The sequence below is a fragment of the Photobacterium sp. HL06 genome, from assembly GCF_059552575.1.
Genome location: NZ_CM183915.1, coordinates 670628 through 695175 on the forward strand (window position 1 = coordinate 670628; position 24548 = coordinate 695175).

Here is a 24548-nt window from a genome sequence, read left to right on the forward strand (position 1 = left end):
ATCACTAGATTCAATCAGTCAGGATGTTGCAAGGTACCCAAACCTAACCTCCACGATCACTTGTTCTTGTTCCTTAGAAAAAGTGAACTGCCACCCCTGCTTATCACAGATGCGTTTTACCAGCTCAAGCCCTAAACCAAAACCACTGGCATTTTTGCCGTCATAATCACTTTGGTTTTGAATTCGAACTAGGTCCTTCTCAACTTCAATCGTAATTTCCCCCGCTTCGGCATACTGAAACGCATTCCGGATCAAATTGCTCAGCACAATTTCCACCAGCGGCAAATTACTATGACATTCTCCGGCTCCACGGATGACGGTTGTCAGCGCTTTTTGCTGCTGGAGGTAGGCAAGATCTTCTGACAGACGCTTACAACAGTAGAGTAGGTCGATATCAACCTGTTCTAGTGGCTCATTAGACTCACGAGCCAACCAAAGAAGGGTACTACTTACCGTATTCATATTATCAAGTGCCTTGCGGGCTCGGCCTAATGGCCGCGACTGAGGGTGTTGCTCATCCAAGGTATCCAAACTTATCTGCAAGATAGCAAGAGGAGTGCGAAGTTCATGGCTTGCGTGGCGCAAAAAATCCGCCTCTCGCTCGTTGAAGGCGCGAATACGATCCACCGCAGACTCTAGCTGCTCCGATAGATCATTGAGCTCCAAATAGTCGTAGGATGGTCGTGCCCCCTGCTCTGTCGTTCCGAGTTTACTCGCCCATTGGCTAAGATGAACAAAAGGGCGACTCAGCTGGCGCATCCAGACAGCTGTAACACCAAACAAGACAACCACAAAAAACAGAATACCGATAACACTCTGCTTGGCAACGATTTTAACGTACTCGGAAACAAGCCAGTTAAGGTCCTCATCAGCATACTCACCTAGCCAGTAGATCAGTTCGCCGCTTTCAGTTCTATAGGGCAACATGAAGAGATAAACCAAACCGCCTTCCTGCTCAACTTCCATTTCGACAATTTCACCGACTGTTAACTGCTCAGGAGCTAGATAGGCTTCACGAACGACCTCAGGTAACACATCCCAGTTTCGATAAACTTTCGAAACCGCTAAGGTGAGGACGTCATCTTTTTCCCCTAAGCGGATATTGCGAGCAAAAGAGCGAACTTCCAATTCAACTTCCTTGTCTGACGCCATATCGACTCCAACAAAAAATTGGACCGTAAAAATGGCTATCATGGAAAAAATAAGAAACACCCCAAAGAGCAGCAGCTTTCTTCTGAGACTTTGTTGCAAAGAGCGAATTTTCCGCGTCATTCTTCAAGCTCCTTAATTTGCACCCCAGCATTTACACGTGTATGTAAAAGCGGCTTGGAGAAAGGCTTATCCAACACTTTTCGCAATTTACTTAATTGAACCTTCAGGTTGCTCGGATCTATGTCTTCATCGTTCCATATTGCTTGTTCCAGCTCATACCTTGGCACCACCCGTGGACTCTCGCGGACAAGATAAAGCAGCATCTTCCAGCCAATTGGCGTTAGTTGCAGCCGTTGCCCAGCTCTGTATGCCTCCTGCGCGTCTATATCAAGTGACAACTCACCCACTGATAACTGTGTACTGGCAGGCTTCCCTCTTTTCACCAAGGCTTGCAACCTCGCCCAAATGACAGGCATTGGACATGGCTTGATAACAAAATCATCCACCCCGCTCCGAAACCCGGAGAGCTCATCTTCTACGGTGTCATACGCTGTCATCATCAATACTGGCGTATTGATATAAGCCGCCCTTAGCAGGCGACACATTTCGTAGCCGTCCATTTGGGGCATGTTAACATCAAGGATGATGACGTCTGCATCGCCCTTCCTGGCTAGCTCGAGCCCGGCTTTGCCGTTATAAGCGAAGTCACATTCAACGCCTTTAAGCTCGAAATAATCCGCTAACGCTTCTGATAACTGTCTATCATCATCAATAATCAGTACTTGCATCTGCTACCTTCACGTCGGCATCACTGCCTTTTTTATTAAATATTGACTGCACATCCACCACCACAGCGATCAAAACAGGGACCAGGATCAGGGTTATGCCTGTGCCGAACAACTCACCATAGGCCAGCGATACCGCTGCCGGGATCAAGTACTGCGCTTGCTCCGACGTTTCCAGCATCAAAGGCATCAAGCCGGCGAATGTTGTTACCGTTGTGAGGAAAATTGCCCTCAACCTGGAAAGGCCAGTTACGACAAGTAATCGATGTACCTCTGGTTTGCTCAGAGCGTCTTTTCTGTTCTGGTTAAAGCTGGCAATCAAAACCAAGCTGTCATTAACTATCACACCAGCGAGTGCCATCATACCGAGGAATGAAAGCATGCTTAACGGAATATCCAGCAGACCGTGACCCAATACAGCACCAACAAACCCAAACGGTATCACCGACATAATCACTACAGGTTGCATGTAGCTTTTCAACGGCACCGCGAGCAAGGAATAAATCGCAATCAGCGCAATAACCAATGCTTTGATAATATTGGCTTTAGCCTTTTTGCTCTCTTCTAACTCTCCCGCTTGCTTAATGGTTATTCCCGGCCACTTCAGTTTCATGTCATCAAACGCTGACTGACTTAGATTGGCATACAACTTCTCAGGCGAGACCATTGCTTTATCAACCTGTACGGTGATGTTGGCGTACTGCTGGCCATTTTTCCGGATGATGTCGGCGCGCTTATAGTCAAATTGAATATCAGCCACGGCTTTTAATGGGAAAGCCTGTCCCGCGCTGTTTCTGATCTGAACCAGGTTTAAGTCCAGAAGTGAATCCCTGTATTTTCGTGGAAAACGAATTTCGACACGCACTTCATCAGAGCCGCGTTGCAACCTTTGGATCTCAAGCCCGCCCATCTTGTCGCCTAACTGGCTCGAAAGATCTTGCTGAGTCAGCCCCCACTGTTTAGCTTGCTCTTTTAATGCAAAGGTAAGCTCAGGAACACTGCCTTTGAGATTATCTCGCGCAGCGATGACTCCATGTTCCCGGTTAATTTTCTCAATCAAGAACTGCTTCGCCTGTTCTAAGTAAGCGATATTGGAGTGTGTCAGTACTACCTCCACTTGTGGCGTTGAACTATCTTCCGACGTTGAAAAATTCACATTCCACGTAGCCGAAAGCAGCCCCACTTTTTTACGCCAGCGATCAACGACAGCTTTCGCTCCCAGCACCCTTTCCCCCTGAGGTAGCAGCTCTGCATAGATTGTGATGTCTTCACCATCCACGACGCTCAAGATCTTATTGAGCAGCTTCTGCTCAAGCTCAGTATTGATCTCTTCTGCAGCATTTAGGATCTTCCGGGCATTATTTTCGACTAACTCTAACGGCGTATTGGGTTGGTGAGTCACACTAATGCTAATTAAGTCACCCGGAATTTCAGGAAAAAAGACACTTCTTACGTAATTCTTTTGAACAAGAGCAAAGCTTGCCAACAAGATGGCAAAAAACAGAACCACCACCGAATACCTATGCCGGATAGACCAAGTCAAAACAGGGGCATAAAACGCCTTTCCAAACCACGAGAGCGCATTATTCGCAGCCTGTTGGATTCTATTTGGTGCTTTTACCTTAGAATGGGCAAGGTGAGCAGGAAGAATAAGCTTCGACTCCACCAGCGACATCAGCAGTGCCACAATCACAATCCATGCAAAGCCGGCAAATAACTTGCCCCACTCACTTGATATCTGGGTCATGGGCATAAAAGCGGCGACCGTTGTTGCGATGCCAAAAACCGTTGGAATAGCAACAAGTTTGGCTCCTTTTTCAGTCGCCCTCAGCACACCTAGCTTGGTGCCCCAGGCTTGGCTTCGCACTGAGTAGACACTTTCGCCGACAACCACTGCATCATCGACTAGGATACCAAGCACCAAAATAAAGCCGAAGGTTGTAATTTCATTTAAGGTAAAATTCAGGAAAGTCGGCCCCATAAAGATAAATGTGCCAGCAATCGCAACAGGCAAGCCCGCCGCAACCCAAAATGCCAGGCGAACATCCAAGAACAGGGCCAACAGCAAGCACACCAACACAACGCCCTGGAAGGCATTGCTTTGCAGCAAACTCAGACGCTCATCAATATAGCGGCTCAAATCAGACCATATCGTCAGCTTAATATCGCTCGGAAGGGTTGCTCTCATCTCCTCCAGAACACTATGAGCTTGCTGACTCATCTCTTTTAAATCACTTTTCGACCCCGCCATAATTTCAATACCCAGTGCAGGCTGGCCATTGAAACGCACTTTTTCATCATGCTCCGCGTAGTTATCGACGAGCCGGACGACATCTTTTAGCTTGACCGCGTAGCCCTGCTCTGTCGTTTTCACCACCACATCGGCAAAGTCTCTGGCATAAAAAGCCTGCTGATCGGTACTTAATACCAAGGTGCCAGACTTAAGTTTCAACAAGCCACTCTTCCCGGTAACAGAAAATGAATTTACTGCAGCAGCGACATCAGCCAAGGTTAATGAATACGCCTTCAACGCAAAGGGATCGACCTCCAGCGTGACGCGGTTTTCTTCTTCCCCCCAGCTTTTAATTTTGCTGATGCTTGGCTGTGAGATGAGGCGTCTTTTAAGCTCCTTTAATACCTCCTGCCGGGTTTGAATATCGCCGCCACCGTATAGCTGCACAATCATAGATGGGAAAGTATAGGCTTCTTGCTCTATCACAGCCCTTTCAGCACCAGATGGCCAGTTTTCAATGGCATCTAGCTTTTGTCGAATTGATTGAGTCAGCTTATCAAGCGGGTAATTGTCTGTGCGTATCACCTGGACATAGCTATAGGCTCTCTGGGAGGAAGAAAAACTATGCTTTACCCCTTCAATGCCTTCCAGAGCCCGTTCGATTTTAGCCGTCAAACCAAGATCGACTTGCTCGGCGGTTCTTCCGATAAAAACTGTGGAGATCCCGACGCTATTGGCCGGTAATTTAGGAAATGCTTCTAATCTCAGGCCGTTCAGTGTCAGCCAGCCAGAGACTAAGATCATCACCATAAGCAAGTTGGCAGCTACCGGGTTGCGAATAAACCAACGGATCATAGTTTCACCCCATGAATTGGTTTAACCGACGCACCCAGTTTCAACCCGTCATGAGCATATTGAACAATGCGAAACTCCCCACTTTCTGGTGCGCTGACATATAAACTGTGCTTTGAAGAACCCAGTAGATTAGGCCTCCAATAAGCAAGTGTATCGGGCGTATTGAGGTACCAAACCTGGCCTGATGGACTCATCGCCGTTTGGGGAATGATCAAAGCGTTCTTCCACTCTTTACCTTTCACTGCCACTTCAACAAAAGTGCCAGGCAGGCCGCCTTCTAACTCTAAATATAAGAACCGTTGGCGACTACGTTGATCAATAAAACCCGCCTTGCGAACTCCTGTTACCTTAAATGTTTTTTTGTATGACTCATCAGAGGTTGCCGTCACAACTTTCACCTCAAGCAATGAAAGGTCCTCAGGCAGTGATCGCCACTGCTTATCAGTAAGCGCTATCGCCACCTCCCTTGCACCAAGGTTAAAGAGAGTCATTAGCTTCTGCCCCTCTTGAATAGCTTCTCCGGGGTCGATCATCCTTTCTGCAATAATGGCATCATAGGGTGCACGAATTTCGGTAAAAGAGAGTCGCAATCTCGCGTTTTCTAGATTGGCTTTGGCCGCGGCAACTTGAGCCTTTGCCTGGGCGACTTGTGGCTCTTTCAATACAATCGGCGCAACGGGTTTGTTCTTATTGCCAGAGAGCGACCAGCCTTTCTTTGCCGCTTTCATTTCACTTTCTGCAATAGCCAATTCAGCCTTCGCCTGTTGCAGGCGGGCTTTCGCTTCTTCGACTGCCAGTAAATACGTTGATCTGTCGAAGCTAGCTAACAACTTATTTGCAGAAACAACATTCCCCTGTTCGAGTTCCCTATCGATAAAGCCAACTTTGCCTTCAACCTGGGCAATAATGTCTGTTTGCCATTTTGGTTTGATTTCCGAGTAGAACACCATCTGTTCGCTTTCAGGTGATGTCATAACATTGACAATATCGACAATGGGAAGGGGGATCGATTTCGGTTCGCCCTGAACCGAGTTAGCTGGGGCTGAGAACCAAATATAGCTAGCGGAGAGCACAGCAAATGCTAACCCGAAAACAGCTAATTTCCGTTTCATGTTGTAACCTTGGGAGGTGAATGATTAGTTGGAAAAATTCTAGCTGTTCCCGGGTTACCAGAAGGTAAACTCAATGGCTGATTGCAATTGCTCGGATCTACAACCCTGTCTGCTTTTTAGCAGACAGAGTCACTTTTTTTTCTTCATTTTCAAAGGTGCGCTTCCATTCTTTTGGCACCTCAAATATGAACCCGACCCTTTCACTATGATTCCGAGACTGAGCTTGTTGCTCCTTGTTCTTTAAGGGAAAAATAACAGAAGTTACGTTATGGTTTGGCAATGCCATACCTAGCATTAACACCGTCATAGCCAGTGCAATACTCAGCAGTACGGTTTCTTTTATTCTTTCTATAGCCATAACAACATCCCTTCTGACAGCATTAAAAAACCTTTGAGGCAGTAATAGCTATCGAGCATAGCGGGGCAAGGGTTACCAAAGGGTTAATGCTGGTGACTCTGCTTAGGCGCAAACCAAAACAGAAAAACGATGGTTCAGGCCTGATTGGCCCGGACATTCGCGGCAAGGGCTATGACTCGCTCAAGGCTGCAATCATCAGCCGACGCGATATGATAAACGGGCCCTCAGCCGAGTAATGCCGATCAGTTAAGACAGAAATGATCGGCATTACAAACTATGGCGTTCTTTTTTCTTGCCCTCAACTAACAGCTAGGCATTAGTCGCCGTAGGCTTCTGACGCCTTTTTATCTTTAGGGTTAAGGCCATTGCTATCCCACCATAAACCAGTACCTGGAGCCATAGCTGCCCCCACAGGTGTACAACCTGATTGAACTCCGCCCCCATCTGATTCAGCCTCAAAAAAGCATGAATTGCCGGTGTTGCCGGAACCAGTTGAACCAGCATAGTAATCGGGCCAGGGATCGCTGAGGTAGGCCAGATAAAACCCGCCGAAAAAATCAGTGGTATAGAACTTAGCAGAACCACCACCGTGGCCAGCTCCCGCCGGGGGATCAATTGGCCAATGATCATGCCCATGAATATCACCGCCAGCAAAAACGGTACCGTAATCGCCAGCAAATCTGAGATCGAAGCCAGTCGGTTGATTTGATAATAGGAAAAGCTGAAACCAAAGTAATACATCACCAATGGCAGGTAGATCAGCATAAACAGACAGCCTCTAACCAATGCCACCCTCCAGGCCGGATATTGTAGCCAATAACCGGTTTTTCCCTGCCTGTGATATTCATTCTGCCCACCACCCAGTAATGCCACAGCAATCAATAATGTCTGGTGCAGGATCAACACAAAGACAGCAGGCACGACATAGTTGATGTAGCCCATGGTTGGGTTAAAGACGGGTTGCATCTTCAAGTTCATTGCCGAATACTGCTCAGCCGCCAGTACAATGTTTTCACCCGACATGACCATACGTGATACCTTGGCCTTGGCACCTAATGTTCCTCCCGCAGTCGCCAACCCTTCAACAACAGAGCCATAAACCAGAAAGTAAGCGGCATCGCCTGCATAGGCCAATGTCGGGCTTTTCCCTAGCAGCAAGTCACGAGAGAAATGTTCAGGGATCACCAAAAGCCCCTGTACCTTACCCGCATTGATCATGACTTTGGCCTCATCGACGCTAAATGCCCGAGACACTAGTTGTACCTGCGGTGTGGCATCGACCATGCGCTCCAATTCACGACTGATCTGGCTATTATCCAAATTCACAACAACAACCTGTTGCTCCCGTGGAAGCTGCTGAGAATAAGGTAGCGGGTATAGGAATGAGTAAATCAGCACCCCGCCAAATACGGTGAAGAGTATGGATTGATTGGTAAAAATGGCGCTTAATTCAAATTTAAGCAAGGTTCGCCAGCTCATGCTTTCACCCCTTCAACGGTTTCCTTTCTAGCCAATGCCTTCACCCTCAATACCACAGCAATCAGAGCCAATGAGAATACCGCGAGAATAGACAGTTGCGGCAGTGCTTCACTGATTGCCTGGCCATGGTTAACCTGGTGAACCTGCACTTCAAGATAATGCGTCACTGGCAACATGGCACGCCACAGCTGGGCAAAAGCAGGCATATCCGTTGCGGGGAAAGTTACCCCGACAAACGCAAATGCCGGTGCCGTGAAGCCAGCGGCAAGACTCATGGCCTTGGTTGGATCAAGCGGAAACAGAAAAAACAGCGCCGCAATGGCCTGGCAGGCTATCACCATTAGCAACTGCGCCAACATTAAGATTGGCCAGCTACCATGCATCGGCCAACCCTGTACGACATACAAGCCCCATAGAAATAACATCCCATGCAGCCAGAAAATCGCAGTATACGGCACTAACTTAACCACCAGGTTTCGAACCGGATCCGTTTGCAGCCACTCAGTGATCCCTTGCTGTCGAGACTCTGCCGCCAAGGCCAAAATGGTCGTGATCACAATCAAAATCTGCCACAAGGCCGGGATCGCTGCCGACACTAGAAATTGCCCATAGTGGCTATTACTGTTGTACAAAGGGGTTACCTGAGAGCGCAAGGGCACAGCTTGCCCCAAAGCCTGAACTGGAACAGCATCACCACCTGCTAAGTTTTGCAATGTGCCCACCGATGCATTCAGCGTTCCCTGTGCCTGGACAATAGCGGAGTTAACCAGCTTAGCAATCAATATGAACTGGCTATTGTAAAAAGCTGTGATATCAGGTGCCTGCCCCAACAGCGTTTTTTTCTCCAGATCATTCGGGATCACCACTAATGCATAGACTTCACCCGCCCTTAAGGCCGCACTGCCTTGGGCAACGGACGAAAACGCCTGAGTCACCGCTATAGCGGGGCTGGCATCGTATTGGCGCACCACCTGGCGAGATAATCGGCTATGGTCGAAATCCACCACACCGATAGGTAGATCCCTCGCGATACCTGCAGAAAAAATCGCCCAGAGAGTGATAAAGAGTGCCACTGGCAGCCATGAGACCAGAGATCTGAGCCAACCATCGGCTTTCAGCAGCTGCCACTCGCGGCGTAACTGTGAAGTAAACGTCATTTCGATCACTCAACAATCACGCTCATACCGACACGCATCCCTTCTATTGGCTGTACCGGGCGAGCTTCCACCTCAAAGGTGCGCATATCAAAACCCTGTGCCGGATCGGTAGTACGCCAAGTTGCAAAATCCCCCATCACGGCAACATGGCTGACTTTAAAACTGTACTTTTCTTTACCTAGTGCAGGGATCAGCGCATCAAATTCTGCCCCTTGGTTATAGTCTTTCAGCTTATCTTCACGGACATGGAAAACTGCCCAGGCATCTTTGATATCGACAACGCTAACAACAGGAAAACCCTGCGGGGCAAGTTCTCCTTCATGGAGCAAGATCTGTGTCACCTCGCCATCATGCCAGCTCTCGATTTGCGTATCTGCCGCATAAGCTTCAACTTCAGCAACGGCACCTGCCGCCATCCGGGCTTTTTCTACTGCCGCGCGCTTGGTTTCATCGCGGGCACCTTCTTGGGCCATCTCAAACATCTGGTAGGCGGCGCGCTCGGTATAACGGGCTGCCTGCCACTGTGTATAGGCTTCATCTCGCTTCTGCTCGGCAACCACACCATCTTTATAAAGGTTATCAACCCGTTGGTAGGTTTTCCCCATCAAGGCTGCTGCAGCCTTAGCCTTTTGCCATTGATCGCGAGCCGCTTCAATCTCCTGGCTACGGGCCCCTTTTTCGGCTTGTTCAGCCATCGCACCTGCCGCTTCCTGCCCCGCTTTGGCCTGTTCCAGTTTGGCATCCAGCTCCGGGCTTAATAAGGTGAAAATCAGATCACCCCGCTCGACCTTGTCCCCTTTTCGTACCAATACCTGCTCTATACGGCCCGGTACTTTTGACGATACATTGTACTGCTGTGCCTCAATTTGCCCCTGCATACGCTCGGGCTGAGGCTGGTATGCCTGCCAGAAGGTGTAGCCAAGCCAGCCCACCAATGCCGCTGCCGGTACTACCGCCGCCAAAGACTTAAACTTACTCATGACTTAACCTCTACACCTTGATATTGCTGATACTGATTAAAACTGCTGATCTCGCCACTAACAGCTAATAGGCGCGATAGGGAAATAACATACTGAAATGCAGCCGCAGAACGCTGCGTTCTCACACTGGCCTGATACAACTCTGCATCGATCACATCCAATGATGTAGAGAGCCCCTGGCTGAAAGCCTTCTCACGCAAGCGGACGTTTTCACTTGCCAGCTGCAGGCTTGATGACAGGCCGTTGTATTCTTCCAGTGCCTGCATCGCTTCGCGGTATGTTTTCTCAACCAATACCGACAGATCTTGCTCCGCCTGTGCGCGCAGGTAATTCACCTGAGTGACCGCACTGTGGGCTGCCTTGACCTTGCCCGAACGCCCGGAGTTATCCACCAGCGGGATATTAACTCCAACGCCTACCGCCCAGTCTGGTGCCGTTTTCGCAGCAAGGGTATCGTCTTCATGCAGGTTGTAATTACCGTATAAATACACTTCCGGATAGTACTTGCCTTTCTCGGCATCAATCAGCCCGCTCGCTTGCTTCTTCTTGGCATCCAAGATCTGAAGCCCCGGATAATCGGCCAGTGTCTTGTCAATAAATGCGCTCATCGGAGGCAAAGAGGTATTGGTAAACAAAGGTGTTGAAGGCACGGCCGGCAAATCCAATTTCAGCAATCGGGTAAGTGCTACCTGGGCAATTTCCATATCGCGCCCGGCTTTCTGGCGTTCCACGCGTGCTTTATCGTATGAAGCTTCTGCCTGCAGGCGTTCAACCTTGGCAATTTGCCCTTGTTGTTCTAGCTTGAGCGCGTGATCAAAATGTTTCTTCAATCCTTGCTCAACGTCGATACGGGTTTGCAGCACTTGCTGGGTCATGGCGACGCCAAAGTAGAACTTGGCCAGATCTTCAAACTTGGCCTGCTGCTTCATTGCCAGCAAATGGCGGGCTTCTTCACTCTGTCCTTTGGCAATGTCCTGAGCTGCCGTGATTCGGCCACCAGTAAAAATCGGCCAGACTGCACGAATTGAACTGGTAAAAATATCGCGCTCAGTCAACTGGGAGGTAAATAGCTTGTCTAGGCTGGCAGTATTGATCCCAAGCATTTGCGCCAAGCCTGCAATGGATTCACCAGCTGGCATACTCTCGATCACATCAGAAGGTTTGATTTCAACTGGCTTATCCAACCGGGTGTACTTTGCCGTTGCCGTTATTTGCGGGAAATACAAATCATGGGCTGCATCCTGGAGGTGCCTGGCCCTGTCAACATTAGCACGCTCTGCGGCCAAGCCATCATTATTCACCACAACCGCTTGCCAGGCATCAGCAAAGCTCACTGCTTGCTGCCTGGCTGGAGAGTAGCTGCTCTCAATAGATTCTGCTGCGTAAACATCAGACACGATACTACCGAAAGGCATCGTCAATATAGCGGCGCAACACGTCATCACCGCGATAGGCTTTATTCTCATTATTCTTCCGTTGAGCCTTGTACTGGACAGGAACTACAATTTTAGAGCAATGACTCTAAAACTCAACTGGTCTGCATCATGTATCTTCTTCTCCTGACAGAATTTACATGGCAGTATCGACTCAAAATTGAAAATTAGTCGGCTAGACTATTTTTATCTGGCTGTTTTTAAACAAAATAATGTATAGAAACAATGGAGGTAAAAAGCAGGGGTGAGAGGTGAATAAAATTGCAAAAAAAACGAGAACCTTTAGATTGGATTCATCCCCCTTGCAAAGCAAAAAGCCCGGATGCAATCATCTCGGGCTAAAAATCATTATTATTATGTAGTGTTCAAACACTTTTTTGTTTTAAAGGCAAAGCAGCAATAAAAGAAACTACTTCACCTTATTCCCAGCCACAATCGTAATACCAGCACCTTATTCAAGCCTGTGACAGTTAGGGGCAAAGAGTGGCGGTATTACTATTTCGCCTAACGTTGTAGAAATGGTGCTAATGCTGTAAACAGCTGATCGATTTCTTCCACCGTGTTGTAGTGCATCAAGCCAATACGAATAACACCACCATCATCCATCAGTCCCAGCTGCTCACACAAACCCTGAGCATAAAAATGACCATTCCATACACACATATTGAGCTGGCCCAAATGCCCAGCCACATCACTCGGTGTAACACCGTCAATGCGAATAGCAAAAGTTGGCGTTCGCTCTCGCAAGCGTGTCGGCGTATCAATACCGTAAAGCTTGATATTGCTGTACTGGGACAAACAGTTCAAAAAGTGTCGACTCAGTGTCTCTTCATGCTGCTGATACTGCTCATAGCTTTGCACTAGGCGCTGACGTAGGCTGGCGCTTTCATCACCCCATTGGGCTAAGTACTCAACAGCAGCTACCAGTCCTGCCAAGGCTTCAAAACTCTGGGTACCCGTTTCAAAACGCCCCGGCCCATGATCTGTTGCTGGTTCTACTTTGTAAGGGCGCAGCGTATGCAGCCATTGCGGTGCAATATAAGCGATGCCAACATGGGGGCCAAAAAATTTATAGGCCGAGCAAGCCAGATAATCACAGTCTAAAGCCTGTACATCAACTAACGCATGTGGTGCAAAGTGAACCGCATCAACATAGACCTGTGCCTTCACTTGGTGTGCCGCATCAATAACACGTTCGACATCTACCAGTGAGCCAGTCGTATTCGAAGCATATGTCACTGCGACTAAGCGAGTCTTTGCATTCAGTAAAGACAGCAAATGATCATAGTCTAAGGTGCAGTCTGCCTCGTTTACCCGTACCTGATGGACTATCACTCCTTTGTCTTCCGCGGCCTGCTGCCAGCTCGAAACATTCGAATAATGATCCAGTGCAGTGACAATAATTTCGTCACCAGCTTGCCAGTCACGACTGATGGCCCGGCTCAACTGAAACGTCAGCGAGGTCATATTGGCACCGAATACGATGTTATCCGCAGAGGGCGCCCCTAGTAATGCCTGCGCCGATGCCCTTGCCTTTTCAACCAAAGATACTGTTTCAGCACTGGAGAAAAACGCCCCGCCTAAGTTTGAGTTATAGTGCCCCAAATAGGCTGTCATCTTTTCAAGTACAGTTGATGGTACCTGTGAACCACCTGGGCCATCAAAGAAGAAGACAGGCTGGTCATTGACTGTCTGATTCAGGGCTGGAAAGCCCGGTCGAACGGCTTCAGGCGTGAACGGCATGACTTGGCTCCTTCGCAGTCAGTACAAAAAGATCCAAATATCCCTGCTCGTCTTTTTTCACAGCCTTGATCGGCCGCGCATTATGCCAAAGCTGGCTATCTGCCAGAATAGCGACTTCGCCCTGCTGAAGCGCCATGCTCAAAAACGGCAGATCTTTCTGCTCCCTGTATACTAGGAACTCTCCACCTTCGATGTTATGGCGACCAATACCGATCACTGCAAGGTGATCAAAACCATCCTGGTGAACACCTTCAGGTGCGACTAAGGTTTCTTCCTCAATGGCTGAAATGCGAATTTGATGGATCTCGATTTCCTGCTCATCATCCAGGGCATTGGCTTTCTTAAAGACTTCGCACATCTCGCGCAAGCCATCGCTGTGCAGGATAGACGCTTCAAGCGTCTCAAAACTTCGACTGACATTTCCTTGGAACGTATTGATATCATCCGCCTGCACAAACTGGCGTGATGGCAAATGTTCAACCTTACCCTGCTTTACCTTCACCACTGAGTAGCGACGTAGGCGATACTGGCCATCGGCATGGTCTGTCGTTGGCAGATAATTAAATGAAGGCGAAAGATCATTGACCGCCTGTCCGCTTAGTTGGGTCAGCTGAAGTGTACGCTCTAACGAAGTATTCATCGATTTGCTCCTAGTTCCTTGCCTTGAGTTTCCCTGTTTCGCCATACCGGCCACGTTACAACAGCAATCAGCTGCGTTAACAATCAAGTTACAATTAGGATTAAACAAAACACTGAGGATGCCAACCTTTGACAATTAAAATTTCGCAATACAGGCGAAATTAAACATATAAAGCCATTAATATCAAATCAACCAGTTTAAAAACCCAAAATAAGGAAGCGTTAGCTCAGAAAAGCAGTTGACTCATCCAAATAGGAATGTAAGCACATGAAATTAATGGATTTATTAGAGAGTTATGGTCGATGTTGTCACTGGCATCGTGCAGGATATAATCCTGTTTGTGATGAGATGCTCAATTTTTAAAATTAACTATGAAATGTAAATTAGTCAATAGCTCCAAGAATGGCAACAGCATACTCTGCTGCTGCCAGTCGTCTTTATCGATGTGATGGTTGATCGACAGAACGATACTCGTTACCAGATTTTTTATAAAACGTATTATTGATGATGGCGTATGATACCCCGGCAATTACGGCAAATGTTGCAATTTCAGGTAATCTGGATTCATGGTACGAGTGGTGATGCTGTTCTTTCACAATCACGACATCACGATGGTGGTGATTGTGGCCGTGGTGATTGTGATGTTTATGGTGCTTGTGATAGTGCTCTTTATGATGCTTGTGATGGTGATCTTTATGATGGTTCTTTTTGGCCAATACTGTTGATGGGAACGTTGCTAAGGAAAGCGCAAGAAAACAAGTAATTACAGATTTCATATTATAGCTTTATTAATATATTCATTTCCCTCTAGCATAGGTTTATCATTCGAAGGCATGTCAATACAGAGTTAACATTCTGTCAGAACTTGCTGATACAACACTATTGCATATCAACACACCCATATATTTTGAGTAAACCAAACTAACTGATGCGCATAGCTACTGGTTGCTAATGTATAGCAATCCAGATGTATTATCCTTATAACAATTCCATTGATTGGTATAAATGCCAACGGAACAATGATCTGCTGCATTCAGAAAATTTTCCATTGGGTATATGTCTGATATACAGGAATTTTAGTGTATGCAGATCAACCTAGCTCCCCTGATCTTCGAGCTATGTGCTATCGTAATCAGTGCTGCCATTCTTGGCACACTGTTTCTTTATGCCCGCCAGCCAATCATCTTGGCGTATATTGCCGCAGGTATGCTCATCGGCCCCAATGGTCTGGAGTTAATCCCAAACCCTGAACATATCACTCAAATCGGCAATCTTGGGGTGATCCTGTTGCTGTTTCTAATTGGGCTTAACCTGCAGCCGAAAAAGCTCATCCAGCTTTTTAAAGAAAGCTCCATTATCACCCTGGGAACCTGCTGCTTCTTCTTTTTAAGTGCTTTGCTCTTTGCCCTGGCTATCCAGCTTCCTATGCAAGATGCCTTGATCATCGCTGCAGCCCTGATGTTTTCCAGTACGGTGATCGGGCTGAAACTGATCCCGACCACGACCTTGCATCACAAACATATGGGTCAGGTCATGACCAGTATTTTGCTGGTACAGGATATTCTGGCGATCAGTGTGATCATTTTCCTCAATACTGGCGGTGTCGGGGGCAATGCCATACTAGTGGCATTTATAATGATGTTGCTAAAATTTGTAGCGTTTAGCACCCTGGCTTTTCTGGGTGTTCGCTATTTGATCCTGCCATTATTCCAGCGCTTCGACGTCATCCAGGAATATAGTTTTGTAACGACTCTGGCCTGGTGTTTTTTCTGGGCTGAGCTTAGCCACCAGGTAGGACTGTCGTATGAAAGTGGCGCGTTTATCGCAGGAATTTCCATTGCCGTTAGCCGGGTTTCCCAAGCCATTTCAGTCCATCTCAAACCACTGCGTGAATTTTTTCTGATCCTGTTCTTTTTTGCCATAGGTGCAAGAATGGATCTGGCTGCTAGCAATATCTACAGCCTGCTGGGCATCCTGTTTGGCGCTTTGCTCGTTGCCATCAAGGCATGGGGGTTTACTAAGGCCTTATCTCTGGCCCATGAAAAGCCAAGTATGACCCTTGAGTTAGGAGCCAGGCTTAGCCAGGCCAGCGAGTTTTCCTTCTTAGTCGCTTATGCTGCCATGAATGCCGAATTACTCTCACAAGAAGCTAGCATGTTTATCCAAACAGCCACCATGACGACATTTATCATTTCCACCTATTGGGTTGTTAAGCGCTACCCAACTCCGATTTCTATCACTAGCAATCTACGCCAGGACTAATACCAAACTACATAATTTGCACCCGAGGGAAGCCAAAGTACTGTTATTCACCATAATCAGCAAAAGGATAGGCAACCGTTATTGTGATCTGTTCGGCCGACACTGACATCTTCACTGTTCTGTCTTGTTTTTTAGAATCGCCTGCCGTCGCTTCTATCTTCAGCCAGTGCTCAACATTTTTATAGCCTTGGCGATAGGCGTGGTTAAAAGCACTTTTTTCAAGAAACAAGTACTCCCTTGGTACCGTAAAGCCATAACGGTTGGCCAACGTAAACATCTGCTCATCCAATGTCTGCCGATCCAGATTCTGAATACCTGCCAGTACATCTAACGTTTCCCCATTTACATTTAAATGGGTAAAAACCAGCCCTTTACGCCTTAGTCCTGCTAGCACTGCATTATAATTTGCCGCGTTTAACGGTACATTGTATTCAACATAACGAGCTTTCTGATCGACAAAAAATACCGACAGCATTCCTTCATCAACATTAAGTTCCTGCAACTGGTCGAAGCAGAACACTGGCTCATCTTCATACAAAGCAGAACAGTCAAACACACCCGGTAACGAACTGACCTCTTCAGCAGTATCGTTCAGGCTAATATCACCAAACAACCGCAACTCAGAAGCGCTCACAGAAAAAGTCACGACCAAAGCAGGCAATAACATCATTATTGCTAGCAACATACGCCTTGAAGAAAGGCGGAATAATAGAGAGAACACACTAGGCTCCACAGCAAAATACGCTGCATAGTTGTACCCTCTGAAGAGCAAGACATCAATGAGCAAGAAAAAAAACTGTAACCCCAAGCCTCAAGGGGTTACAGCTTAACTACAGTCAGCATTAACGTAGTAAAAATTCGGGCAGTATTGCTACTCCCCGAGAGCGGTTACCGTTACAAGATGTTGTTATTGGTTTTATTAATTATTTCAATTACATTGACCACACGAAGAAGATCTGGGACTTCATACGGATAATGATGCCGCGGATCACATCCAAGAATCCCAGGAATGGCACCGGTTTTTCAGCACTTATCCAGGCGAGGCCAACCGAACCGACCGGAATGTCATAACCTTGATGCTCATCGAGTTTCAATCGAACAAAGTGATGCTTGTTCATTGCATTCTGCCCTGTTGTCTGGCGAATATTATCGTCACGAGCCAACAAGCTGCCCTGCGCTTCTCCAGTGGCTTCGATAATACCTTCAACTTCTGCATTGAAAATTTTGCCCGGATATACGGCCGAGGTAAATTCAGCCCGTTGCCCAACTTTTACATTGCGGATCGCCTGGTGGTTTACTCGCATCAGGACATATTTTTCGTTGGTGTACATCTGTATGCGGGGCAGAATCCCTACATATTGACCTTCACGCATAATGAAGTTGGTCAGGTAACCATCGGCTGGCGCATATACTTTGGTCTGGTTCAGATTCCACTGAGCCTGAGCAACATTTTCCTGCTCGCTAACAATATCAACCTGACGGCTACTCACCATCAATTGTGACTTCTCCAATGCCAGTTTGGATTTATTAGCAGACAACTTTGCTTTTTCCAGCTTCGATTGCAGAGTAACCACTTCAGCTTTCGCCATCGCTACCGCAGTACGTTGCTCATCCATCTGAGTTTCGGTAATGGTATGCTTGACGGTCGTGTTCTGCTCGATATAACGTTTCAGTGTTGTTTGCTTTAACTTAAGATCTTCCTGTTCAGCAATAAGCTGATTCTTTGATATCTCAATATCCTGCAATGCTGCGTTATATGATTCTTGAGAAATACGGACATCTTCCTCAGCAATAGATAGGATGACTTCTGCAGCATCCAGCTCCGCCTCTGCTTGGTTCAACGCAATCTGATACTGCTCGCTATCCAATGTGTAAATCAGCTGGCCTTCTTTGACCTGCTCATTTGGTTTGACATAAATTTCATCAACATGCCCTTTTATCTTGGTCGAAGCCGGCCGCAGCTGGATATGGGGTGACTGAACCAATGAACCACCCGACATATCCATAGGCGCAAAAGTGATTAAGCCAACCCAGACAAACAACAGCCACCCAGCACCACCTAAGTAGGCAAAGCTTTTTGAAAACTTATTCCAAGGCATACCGACCATGCGCAATAAGTAGATGAACAACGACCATACTGCTAAACCCTCAAGCATGCTCCGTCTCCTCAACCTTATTCATGGCAACGTCTGATGTTGCGACTTCAGAAGCACTGTGACATTGGCGATGGACTTCGATCTCACCCTCATCATTCCCTTTCCAGATATCGCGAATACGTCGCAGGGCCTGCTCACCATCGACAAATGCGATAAACACGGCAATAACCCACACCCAGTGCCAGACAAACCCTATCCAGGTAAGTGCCGTTATTAGCCCTATTTGATGGTGTTCTTTGGTATGTGCTTTTTGGATTGGCAGCTCATGAATTCGCCAGAATCCATAAGCTGCAGCCGCGACAGTCCCTATCAAAACCACGGCGGCCATAATATGTAATGCTGTGTCGACACCGCTATCGACAAAAGGCATGCTTACGAGGCTCATCTTAATCAACTCCGATCTACAAAAGTTATGTTGTTCTATGTTTTTTGTTCGATGGAGTGTGCGGAAAAATGTGATCTGCGTACTTTTATCGGATTGAATGCATCAAATAACCTCACAATGTGAGGTAATCTATCCTCATGTGACTTGTGACGAGCTTAGTACAATGAAGCGCTCCCCAGCGACATTCGATATATCATTCATCCGTTCAATATTCATGAAGCCCGTATCTACTGGGCTGGAGAAACGCTACGGCCTAAAGCCTAAAGATTTGGGTATCCCTTCACGTATACTGACCGAGCCAATGGCTCTCATCCCCTTTACTGATGTCCATCACTGGCTGGTACTCATTGAAGAGCAAGTAAATGATCCCGCCTTCATGATCGAGATAGCTCCCTACCTGAAATTCGACAACATGGGGTATTTTGGTGACTGGTTTTTATCCAGCCCAGATCTGGCACTCGCCTTTAGGCGTATCAACTACGGCACCTCCTGTTTGCAATCAGGATCTGCCTTTCATGGTGAACAATCAGCAAGAATGATTAAATGGTGCTATGACAACCATTTTTCCGAGGGACGCAGCCGGCTGCATGACAGCCTCCGCATGGCTTTGATGTTTACCAATACTTTAAAACACTTTATGGGTGATAATTACCGACCGAAACATGTCGAAATCAGCGGCCCGCCATGCGGGGATGGCAGAGTGGAAGCCTATTTTGGCTGTGAGATTAAATGGAATTCGCCAATGACCAAGGTCTGGCTAGACATTTCGATCCTGGAGCATGGTAGCGCCAAACCCTTTAGCACATCCCGCCCAATGCTGGTATCGAACTTTCAGCTCGATGAATTTCTCAACATGCCGCAACCGCATGATACTGCCAAGATCGTGTATGAGATGGTCAACTATGCTTGTTATTACGGTTATCCTAGCCTAGATTTTGTTGCTAGTCGGTTCCAGGTTACTCGCCAGCAACTTCAGCGTAAGCTCCATGCCTTCGGCTGGAATTTTACCAACGTTACTAACTATGTACTTTGCAACCTTGCCATCAAGTATATGCTCAAAGACATGCCAATCAATGAAATCGCCAAGGAGCTTGGCTATAACAATGTACAGAGTTTCAACAAGGCATTTCAGCGTCAGCGCGGGGTAACGCCGACGCAATATAAAGATAGGCTATTGGAGCGAAGTCAAAGCTAAAGCGAGAAAGCTAAGCTACATTCTGCCGTGTACACTGCATTTTAAAATGCTTGTCCGGCGTAATGTGGTACCACATATCAAACAAAGCTTCGTTTTTACCCTGCAGTATTGGTTTGAAGAAAATGCGATAGCCAGTCAGATCGCGCCGGGCAGCATAGTCAAAGGGGTTACTATTGTTAGGATCGGTAATGATCTCCCGGCTTAGTTTTACCGGTTTCAGCATATAGTCAGTGTCATTGGCAATATAGCGATAATCAATAAACAGGTTGAATTCCAACTGTGTTTGCTGCTCTTCCTGATACTTAACCCACTCTTGCGAAATCATCGTACCGTCTGATTTAAAATCGTATGTCACCCAGCTTTGCTCCTGCGGAGCTTCGTTCTGCGGTGTGCACTGCCACTTTCCATGGATTGCCGGCAATGACGATGAGGCGGCAACACAAGGGATTATCGCCCCAGCCACCAATAGAAATCTGTTAATCCAGCGATTCATCTGTCTCTCCGGTTAATCACCATATTCTAAACAACAATAACTTAACAATTTAAAACTGCCAATAAGCCAACAAAAAACAGACGTAAAAAAAGGAGCTGCTTCCAGCTCCTTTCTTAGAACACAACACAGCAATTACGCTGTTTTCTTTTCACGTTCTAAATATTTAGACGCTACTTGCGCCAATATCGCAGAAATAGGCACAATCGGACCCATCATATTGACTCTCAGTGGTGAGCCACCTGTACCATAATGCAAGTCAGCTGCGTCGGCCGTCGAATAGTTGTACTTATAGTTAAACTTACCTGTCGCCACATGCAGCAAATCGAACTCTTTTCGGTGGCATGAAATGTAGGCTCGCCAATACATCGCATCCAACACCTCACCGGGATGTTCAGCCCGGATAATGAAGCGCCAACTTCCATCCTCGCCATAAAAGTCGAGCGGAAACGTATTTTTTATTTTTCTTTTGCTTAACAAGGTAAACCTATCCACTTAGCCAGCAAGACAGGGGGATTATGCAATGATTACGGGAGAATGGAAGAGATAAGCGAAGAAATAGGGAAAATTCGCCAAAATTGGACGTTTTTTTACCTACTATCTTTGTGAGGATACCACAAAAAAAATCACATTATTAGACTTGTTAATTAACTTTCTCGGCCTATAATGCTGAAAACCGGAGCGTCTGCCAACGCTCCGGTTTTTTTGTGCCTGCTCTCCGGTGATCTACCTGCTATCTGCCAATAGCAAGAAAGCCAGTGAGCAAAATTCGATAAGATTAAGGAAATACCAATGCGTATCGAACAAGACTTGAAGTTAGGTTTTAAAGATGTACTGTTTCGTCCAAAACGTTCAACCCTAAAAAGCCGCTCTCAAGTTGAATTAACCCGCGATTTTACATTCAAGCATAGCGGTCGTCAATGGTCAGGTGTACCTATTATTGCGGCGAATATGGATTCCGTGGGCAGCTTCGAAATGACAGTATCGCTGGCTAAACACGGTGTAATGACAGCTGTTCACAAGCACTACACCGTTGCTGACTGGGCTGAGTTCATCAAGAATAACGACGCAAATGTACTTAACAATGCAATGGTATCTACTGGAACATCTGAAGCTGACTTCCAGAAAACCAAAGACATCATGGCATTGACCGATGACCTGATCTTTATTTGCATCGATATAGCAAACGGTTACTCAGAGCACCTGGTGGAATACGTAGAAAAAGTACGTGCCGAATTCCCAGACAAAGTGATCAGTGCGGGTAACGTTGTCACAGGCGATATGGTTGAAGAGCTTATCCTTGCAGGTGCCGACATTGTTAAAGTGGGTATCGGCCCAGGCTCAGTATGTACAACACGTGTAAAAACAGGCGTTGGCTACCCTCAGCTATCTGCCATCATCGAATGTGCTGATGCAGCACACGGCCTGGGCGGTCGCATCATCGGTGACGGCGGCTGTTCATGCGCTGGTGACGTTTCAAAAGCCTTCGGTGGCGGTGCTGATTTCGTCATGCTTGGCGGTATGCTAGCTGGCCACGAAGAAAGCAACGGTGAAATCATCGAAAAAGACGGCCAAACATTCATGAAATTCTACGGCATGTCATCCCAGAGCGCGATGGACAAGCACTCCGGCGGTGTGGCTAAGTACCGTGCTGCCGAAGGAAAAACCGTACTATTGCCTTACCGTGGCCCGGTTGACAATACCATCCAGGATATCATGGGTGGCGTGCGCTCAACCTGTACCTACGTTGGCGCGGCGCAGCTTAAAGAGCTAACCAAGCGTACTACTTTTATCCGCGTTCAAGAGCAAGAAAACAACGTATACGGTAAAGAGTAAACTCGAGGCTTTCGAGTAACTGAAGGCCACTTTCGAGTGGCCTTTTTTGTGCTTGAAACCGATGAGAGCGGCAAAGAAGGATATCCAATATTCACTTATATCGAAAAGCATGTGCCAGGCAGTCGGTTTCACACTGATTTACAAAAATAACCATGACGCACACCTTTCATCAAAAGATGAAACTGTTCATTGTTAACCACTATAAGCTGTTCATGATCACCCGCTTCAAAATAGACTTTGGATAATAAATTAAAAGCTTCGTCCACAATGGTATCGATCCCGTAGGCCTCTCCCAAGGGGGGGACCGCACCGGGTTGGCAATCTGAGAATAATTGTTCCATCTCATCTTCAGGTACCAACTCAAGCTCTCTGTCTAGCTCATCCTTTAGTCGACGGAGGCTTATCCACTCACTCGCAGGGATCACCACCAACAGATATCCCTTTTCATCTTTTAATACAACTCCCTTGGCAAGATGATCAGCAGGAATAAAAGCGGAGTGAGCGGTCTCACTGCTAGAAAATGTTTTAGGGTGAGCAACAGTTTCAAATGAAATATTTTTTTGACTTAGATATTTTGACACCGTCTGTACAATCGCCATAACTACACCTTTCGTTGACGTTTGTAGCTAAAAGTCGGGGAATAGAGCTGACTATTAATAAATACCTTGGTTCCCCCATCGCTAAGCCGAAGCTGATGAGCTCCCTACTAAAGCTAGTTTAGAATTGGAAAAAGTAAAATCTGGCAGTGCGACACAACTCTAAAGCTGTAATGAACCGAAAGTAAAGGATACAAAAGAGATTGCATGGCTTTACATCCGTCAGGTAAAGTCATGGGAATGCATGCTCATTATGCATTCTTGGAGCTGGACTCACCTTAGCTGACTATAAGCACCTGTGGTTACTATCTTTCTTCGGATAGCTCTTTATTATTGCTATTAACGTGGAATAAATAACATCAGCGCCTCCGATGAAAAATCAATCACTTATTCCCTGCTTGAATAATAATAGCTTAACGCCCCATTCAGGCAGGATTGGATAACGAATCGTAAGGGTCTGTAATGACACATTCTCCACTTAGTGAGCGTGCTTTCCGCTTTCTGATGATCATGATCTTTCTGGCCGCCGCCATAGAGACAGATATATACTTACCCGCCTTTCCGGACATGATGCTGGCATTTGAAACCAACGAAACCATGATCCAGCGGGTACTGAGTTTTAACTTCCTCGGCATTTGTCTGGCAGCATTACTTTATGGACCTGCATCAGATTCGTTTGGCCGGAAGACAGTGCTGAATATTGGTTACCTGTTCTTTATAACAGGAAGCTTTGGCTGTGTGTTCTCCGGCAGTATTGAGATGCTGATATTCTGGCGCTTTTTTCAAGGATTTGGCAGTGCAGCCTGCTTCATCATCGGGGCGGCAGTGACGTTCGATTTGTATAAATCGGAAAAAGCGGCGCAGATGATTGCAGATTTAAACAGCCTTGTGGTCACCCTGATTGCATTTGCCCCGATGATTGGCGGTTGGATCAACTACCAGTTTGGCTATCATTACAACTTCCTGTTTATCGCAGTACTGTCGGTAACAACCGGATTAGTTTGCTTTGTCAAACTACCGGAGTCCCTACCACCAGAAAACCGAAAGCCCTTTTCTGTACGCGGCATTGGCAGAGATTACCTGACTGTATTGAAAAACAGCGCGTTCTGGGCTAATACCCTGATCACCACACTGATGTTCGCGGGATATATTATCTTTATTTCAAATATGTCGTTGGTGTTTGTGAACCACCTTGGCATTGATACCAAGATATTTCCGGCCTACCAAATAAGCCTACTGGTTGCCTTTGTGATTGCCAGCGTGAACAGTGGTCGCCTTATCGCCTGGTTAGGGGTGGAAAAGCTGAAAGATATTGGCTTTGCGGTTATCGCAACGGCAACATTATTGCTATTTTCTATCCCAGTAAGCTGGCAACAGAACCCAAACATTGTCACCGGCATTATGGCTGTCTATTCGTTGGGAGCAGGTATTTGCATTGGGATATTTTTTACTAAATCGATGGAAGCCTGTCCCGGCCAAACAGGTGTCAGCGCATCATTGGTCACGTCTATCCGGCTTGCTCTAGTTGCGGTGTTGATTGATATCAGCAGTGCCATGTTCGATGGCACCATGACGTCAGTGATCAAGATGATCGCTTACTGTATCCTTGCCAGTGTAGTTATTTACTTTGCAAATGAAATTGTGCAGGTTCAGAAGCAGACTGAGGACTTGGCTGAAAGTTAGTTGAAACTCATCGTTGAT

22 protein-coding genes are annotated in these 24548 nt (G+C 46.8%); 4 read left to right on the forward strand and 18 right to left on the reverse strand.

What is annotated here, in order from left to right; all coding sequences use genetic code 11:
* Positions 1 to 18: 18 nt before the first annotated feature.
* From AC51G0_RS21575 to AC51G0_RS21630, 12 genes are all read right to left on the reverse strand, one after another.
* Complete coding sequence (locus AC51G0_RS21575) at positions 19 to 1272, reverse strand: sensor histidine kinase (protein WP_496303701.1); 1254 nt, start codon at positions 1270 to 1272, stop codon at positions 19 to 21.
* On the reverse strand, positions 1269 to 1940 hold the full coding sequence (locus AC51G0_RS21580; protein ID WP_496303702.1) for a response regulator transcription factor: 672 nt from the start codon (positions 1938 to 1940) through the stop codon (positions 1269 to 1271). Before AC51G0_RS21580 ends, AC51G0_RS21575 begins: the two co-directional genes overlap by 4 nt.
* Positions 1921 to 5025 (reverse strand): efflux RND transporter permease subunit, encoded by a 3105-nt coding sequence (locus tag AC51G0_RS21585; protein WP_496303703.1) that lies wholly within the window; start codon positions 5023 to 5025, stop codon positions 1921 to 1923. The genes AC51G0_RS21580 and AC51G0_RS21585 overlap by 20 nt, the downstream gene beginning before the upstream one ends.
* On the reverse strand, positions 5022 to 6137 hold the full coding sequence (locus AC51G0_RS21590) for an efflux RND transporter periplasmic adaptor subunit (protein WP_496303704.1): 1116 nt from the start codon (positions 6135 to 6137) through the stop codon (positions 5022 to 5024). Before AC51G0_RS21590 ends, AC51G0_RS21585 begins: the two co-directional genes overlap by 4 nt.
* Positions 6138 to 6234: 97 nt before the next feature.
* Entirely contained in the window at positions 6235 to 6495 is a 261-nt protein-coding gene (locus tag AC51G0_RS21595) for a hypothetical protein (RefSeq protein WP_496303706.1), read from the reverse strand.
* Between the two features lie 309 nt (positions 6496 to 6804).
* Entirely contained in the window at positions 6805 to 7974 is a 1170-nt protein-coding gene (locus AC51G0_RS21600; RefSeq protein WP_496303707.1) for an ABC transporter permease, read from the reverse strand.
* Positions 7971 to 9131: an ABC transporter permease gene (locus tag AC51G0_RS21605; RefSeq protein ID WP_496303708.1), complete on the reverse strand. Its 1161-nt coding sequence runs from the start codon at positions 9129 to 9131 to the stop codon at positions 7971 to 7973. The genes AC51G0_RS21600 and AC51G0_RS21605 overlap by 4 nt, the downstream gene beginning before the upstream one ends.
* Before the next feature lie 5 nt (positions 9132 to 9136).
* A complete protein-coding gene (locus tag AC51G0_RS21610; protein WP_496303709.1) occupies positions 9137 to 10111 on the reverse strand; it encodes an HlyD family secretion protein in 975 nt (324 codons plus the stop codon).
* Positions 10108 to 11577: a TolC family protein gene (locus AC51G0_RS21615; protein WP_496303710.1), complete on the reverse strand. Its 1470-nt coding sequence runs from the start codon at positions 11575 to 11577 to the stop codon at positions 10108 to 10110. The genes AC51G0_RS21610 and AC51G0_RS21615 overlap by 4 nt, the downstream gene beginning before the upstream one ends.
* A 471-nt stretch (positions 11578 to 12048) precedes the next feature.
* Positions 12049 to 13287: a cysteine desulfurase-like protein gene (locus AC51G0_RS21620; RefSeq protein ID WP_496303711.1), complete on the reverse strand. Its 1239-nt coding sequence runs from the start codon at positions 13285 to 13287 to the stop codon at positions 12049 to 12051.
* The gene (locus AC51G0_RS21625; protein ID WP_496303712.1) at positions 13271 to 13927 is read right to left on the reverse strand and encodes a 2OG-Fe dioxygenase family protein; all 657 of its coding nucleotides are present in this window, start codon (positions 13925 to 13927) and stop codon (positions 13271 to 13273) included. Before AC51G0_RS21625 ends, AC51G0_RS21620 begins: the two co-directional genes overlap by 17 nt.
* Positions 13928 to 14364: 437 nt before the next feature.
* Complete coding sequence (locus tag AC51G0_RS21630) at positions 14365 to 14703, reverse strand: hypothetical protein (protein WP_496303713.1); 339 nt, start codon at positions 14701 to 14703, stop codon at positions 14365 to 14367.
* 307 nt (positions 14704 to 15010) lie between these two features.
* Between AC51G0_RS21630 and AC51G0_RS21635 the strand changes: the two genes are divergently transcribed.
* Complete coding sequence (locus tag AC51G0_RS21635) at positions 15011 to 16189, forward strand: cation:proton antiporter domain-containing protein (protein WP_496303714.1); 1179 nt, start codon at positions 15011 to 15013, stop codon at positions 16187 to 16189.
* 43 nt (positions 16190 to 16232) lie between these two features.
* Here the strand turns inward: AC51G0_RS21635 and AC51G0_RS21640 are convergent, their stop codons facing one another.
* From AC51G0_RS21640 to AC51G0_RS21650, 3 genes are all read right to left on the reverse strand, one after another.
* A complete protein-coding gene (locus AC51G0_RS21640; protein WP_496303715.1) occupies positions 16233 to 16910 on the reverse strand; it encodes a hypothetical protein in 678 nt (225 codons plus the stop codon).
* Positions 16911 to 17121: 211 nt separating this feature from the next.
* Positions 17122 to 18345, reverse strand: a complete 1224-nt coding sequence (locus AC51G0_RS21645; protein WP_496303716.1) for an HlyD family secretion protein — start codon at positions 18343 to 18345, stop codon at positions 17122 to 17124.
* Positions 18338 to 18730 (reverse strand): MFS transporter, encoded by a 393-nt coding sequence (locus AC51G0_RS21650; protein WP_496303717.1) that lies wholly within the window; start codon positions 18728 to 18730, stop codon positions 18338 to 18340. Before AC51G0_RS21650 ends, AC51G0_RS21645 begins: the two co-directional genes overlap by 8 nt.
* A gap of 163 nt (positions 18731 to 18893) precedes the next feature.
* Here AC51G0_RS21650 and AC51G0_RS21655 point away from each other — a divergent pair, with 163 nt between their 5' ends.
* The gene (locus AC51G0_RS21655; protein ID WP_496303718.1) at positions 18894 to 19925 is read left to right on the forward strand and encodes an AraC family transcriptional regulator; all 1032 of its coding nucleotides are present in this window, start codon (positions 18894 to 18896) and stop codon (positions 19923 to 19925) included.
* Positions 19926 to 19935: 10 nt separating this feature from the next.
* On the opposite strand, the gene AC51G0_RS21660 is transcribed toward AC51G0_RS21655, so the two are convergent.
* Both AC51G0_RS21660 and AC51G0_RS21665 read right to left on the reverse strand, forming a co-directional pair.
* Positions 19936 to 20418 (reverse strand): hypothetical protein, encoded by a 483-nt coding sequence (locus AC51G0_RS21660; RefSeq protein ID WP_496303719.1) that lies wholly within the window; start codon positions 20416 to 20418, stop codon positions 19936 to 19938.
* Positions 20419 to 20550: 132 nt separating this feature from the next.
* The gene (locus AC51G0_RS21665) at positions 20551 to 20895 is read right to left on the reverse strand and encodes a hypothetical protein (RefSeq protein WP_496303720.1); all 345 of its coding nucleotides are present in this window, start codon (positions 20893 to 20895) and stop codon (positions 20551 to 20553) included.
* A gap of 312 nt (positions 20896 to 21207) precedes the next feature.
* On the opposite strand from AC51G0_RS21665, the gene AC51G0_RS21670 reads away from it, so the two are divergent.
* The gene (locus AC51G0_RS21670) at positions 21208 to 22251 is read left to right on the forward strand and encodes a GMP reductase (protein ID WP_496303721.1); all 1044 of its coding nucleotides are present in this window, start codon (positions 21208 to 21210) and stop codon (positions 22249 to 22251) included.
* A gap of 128 nt (positions 22252 to 22379) precedes the next feature.
* Here AC51G0_RS21670 and AC51G0_RS21675 read toward each other — a convergent pair whose 3' ends face one another.
* Positions 22380 to 22850, reverse strand: coding sequence for an aminoacyl-tRNA deacylase (locus AC51G0_RS21675; RefSeq protein ID WP_496303722.1), 471 nt, complete (start codon positions 22848 to 22850; stop codon positions 22380 to 22382).
* A 459-nt stretch (positions 22851 to 23309) separates the two neighbouring features.
* Between AC51G0_RS21675 and AC51G0_RS21680 the strand changes: the two genes are divergently transcribed.
* Entirely contained in the window at positions 23310 to 24530 is a 1221-nt protein-coding gene (locus tag AC51G0_RS21680; protein WP_496303723.1) for a multidrug effflux MFS transporter, read from the forward strand.
* Positions 24531 to 24548 lie beyond the last annotated feature (18 nt).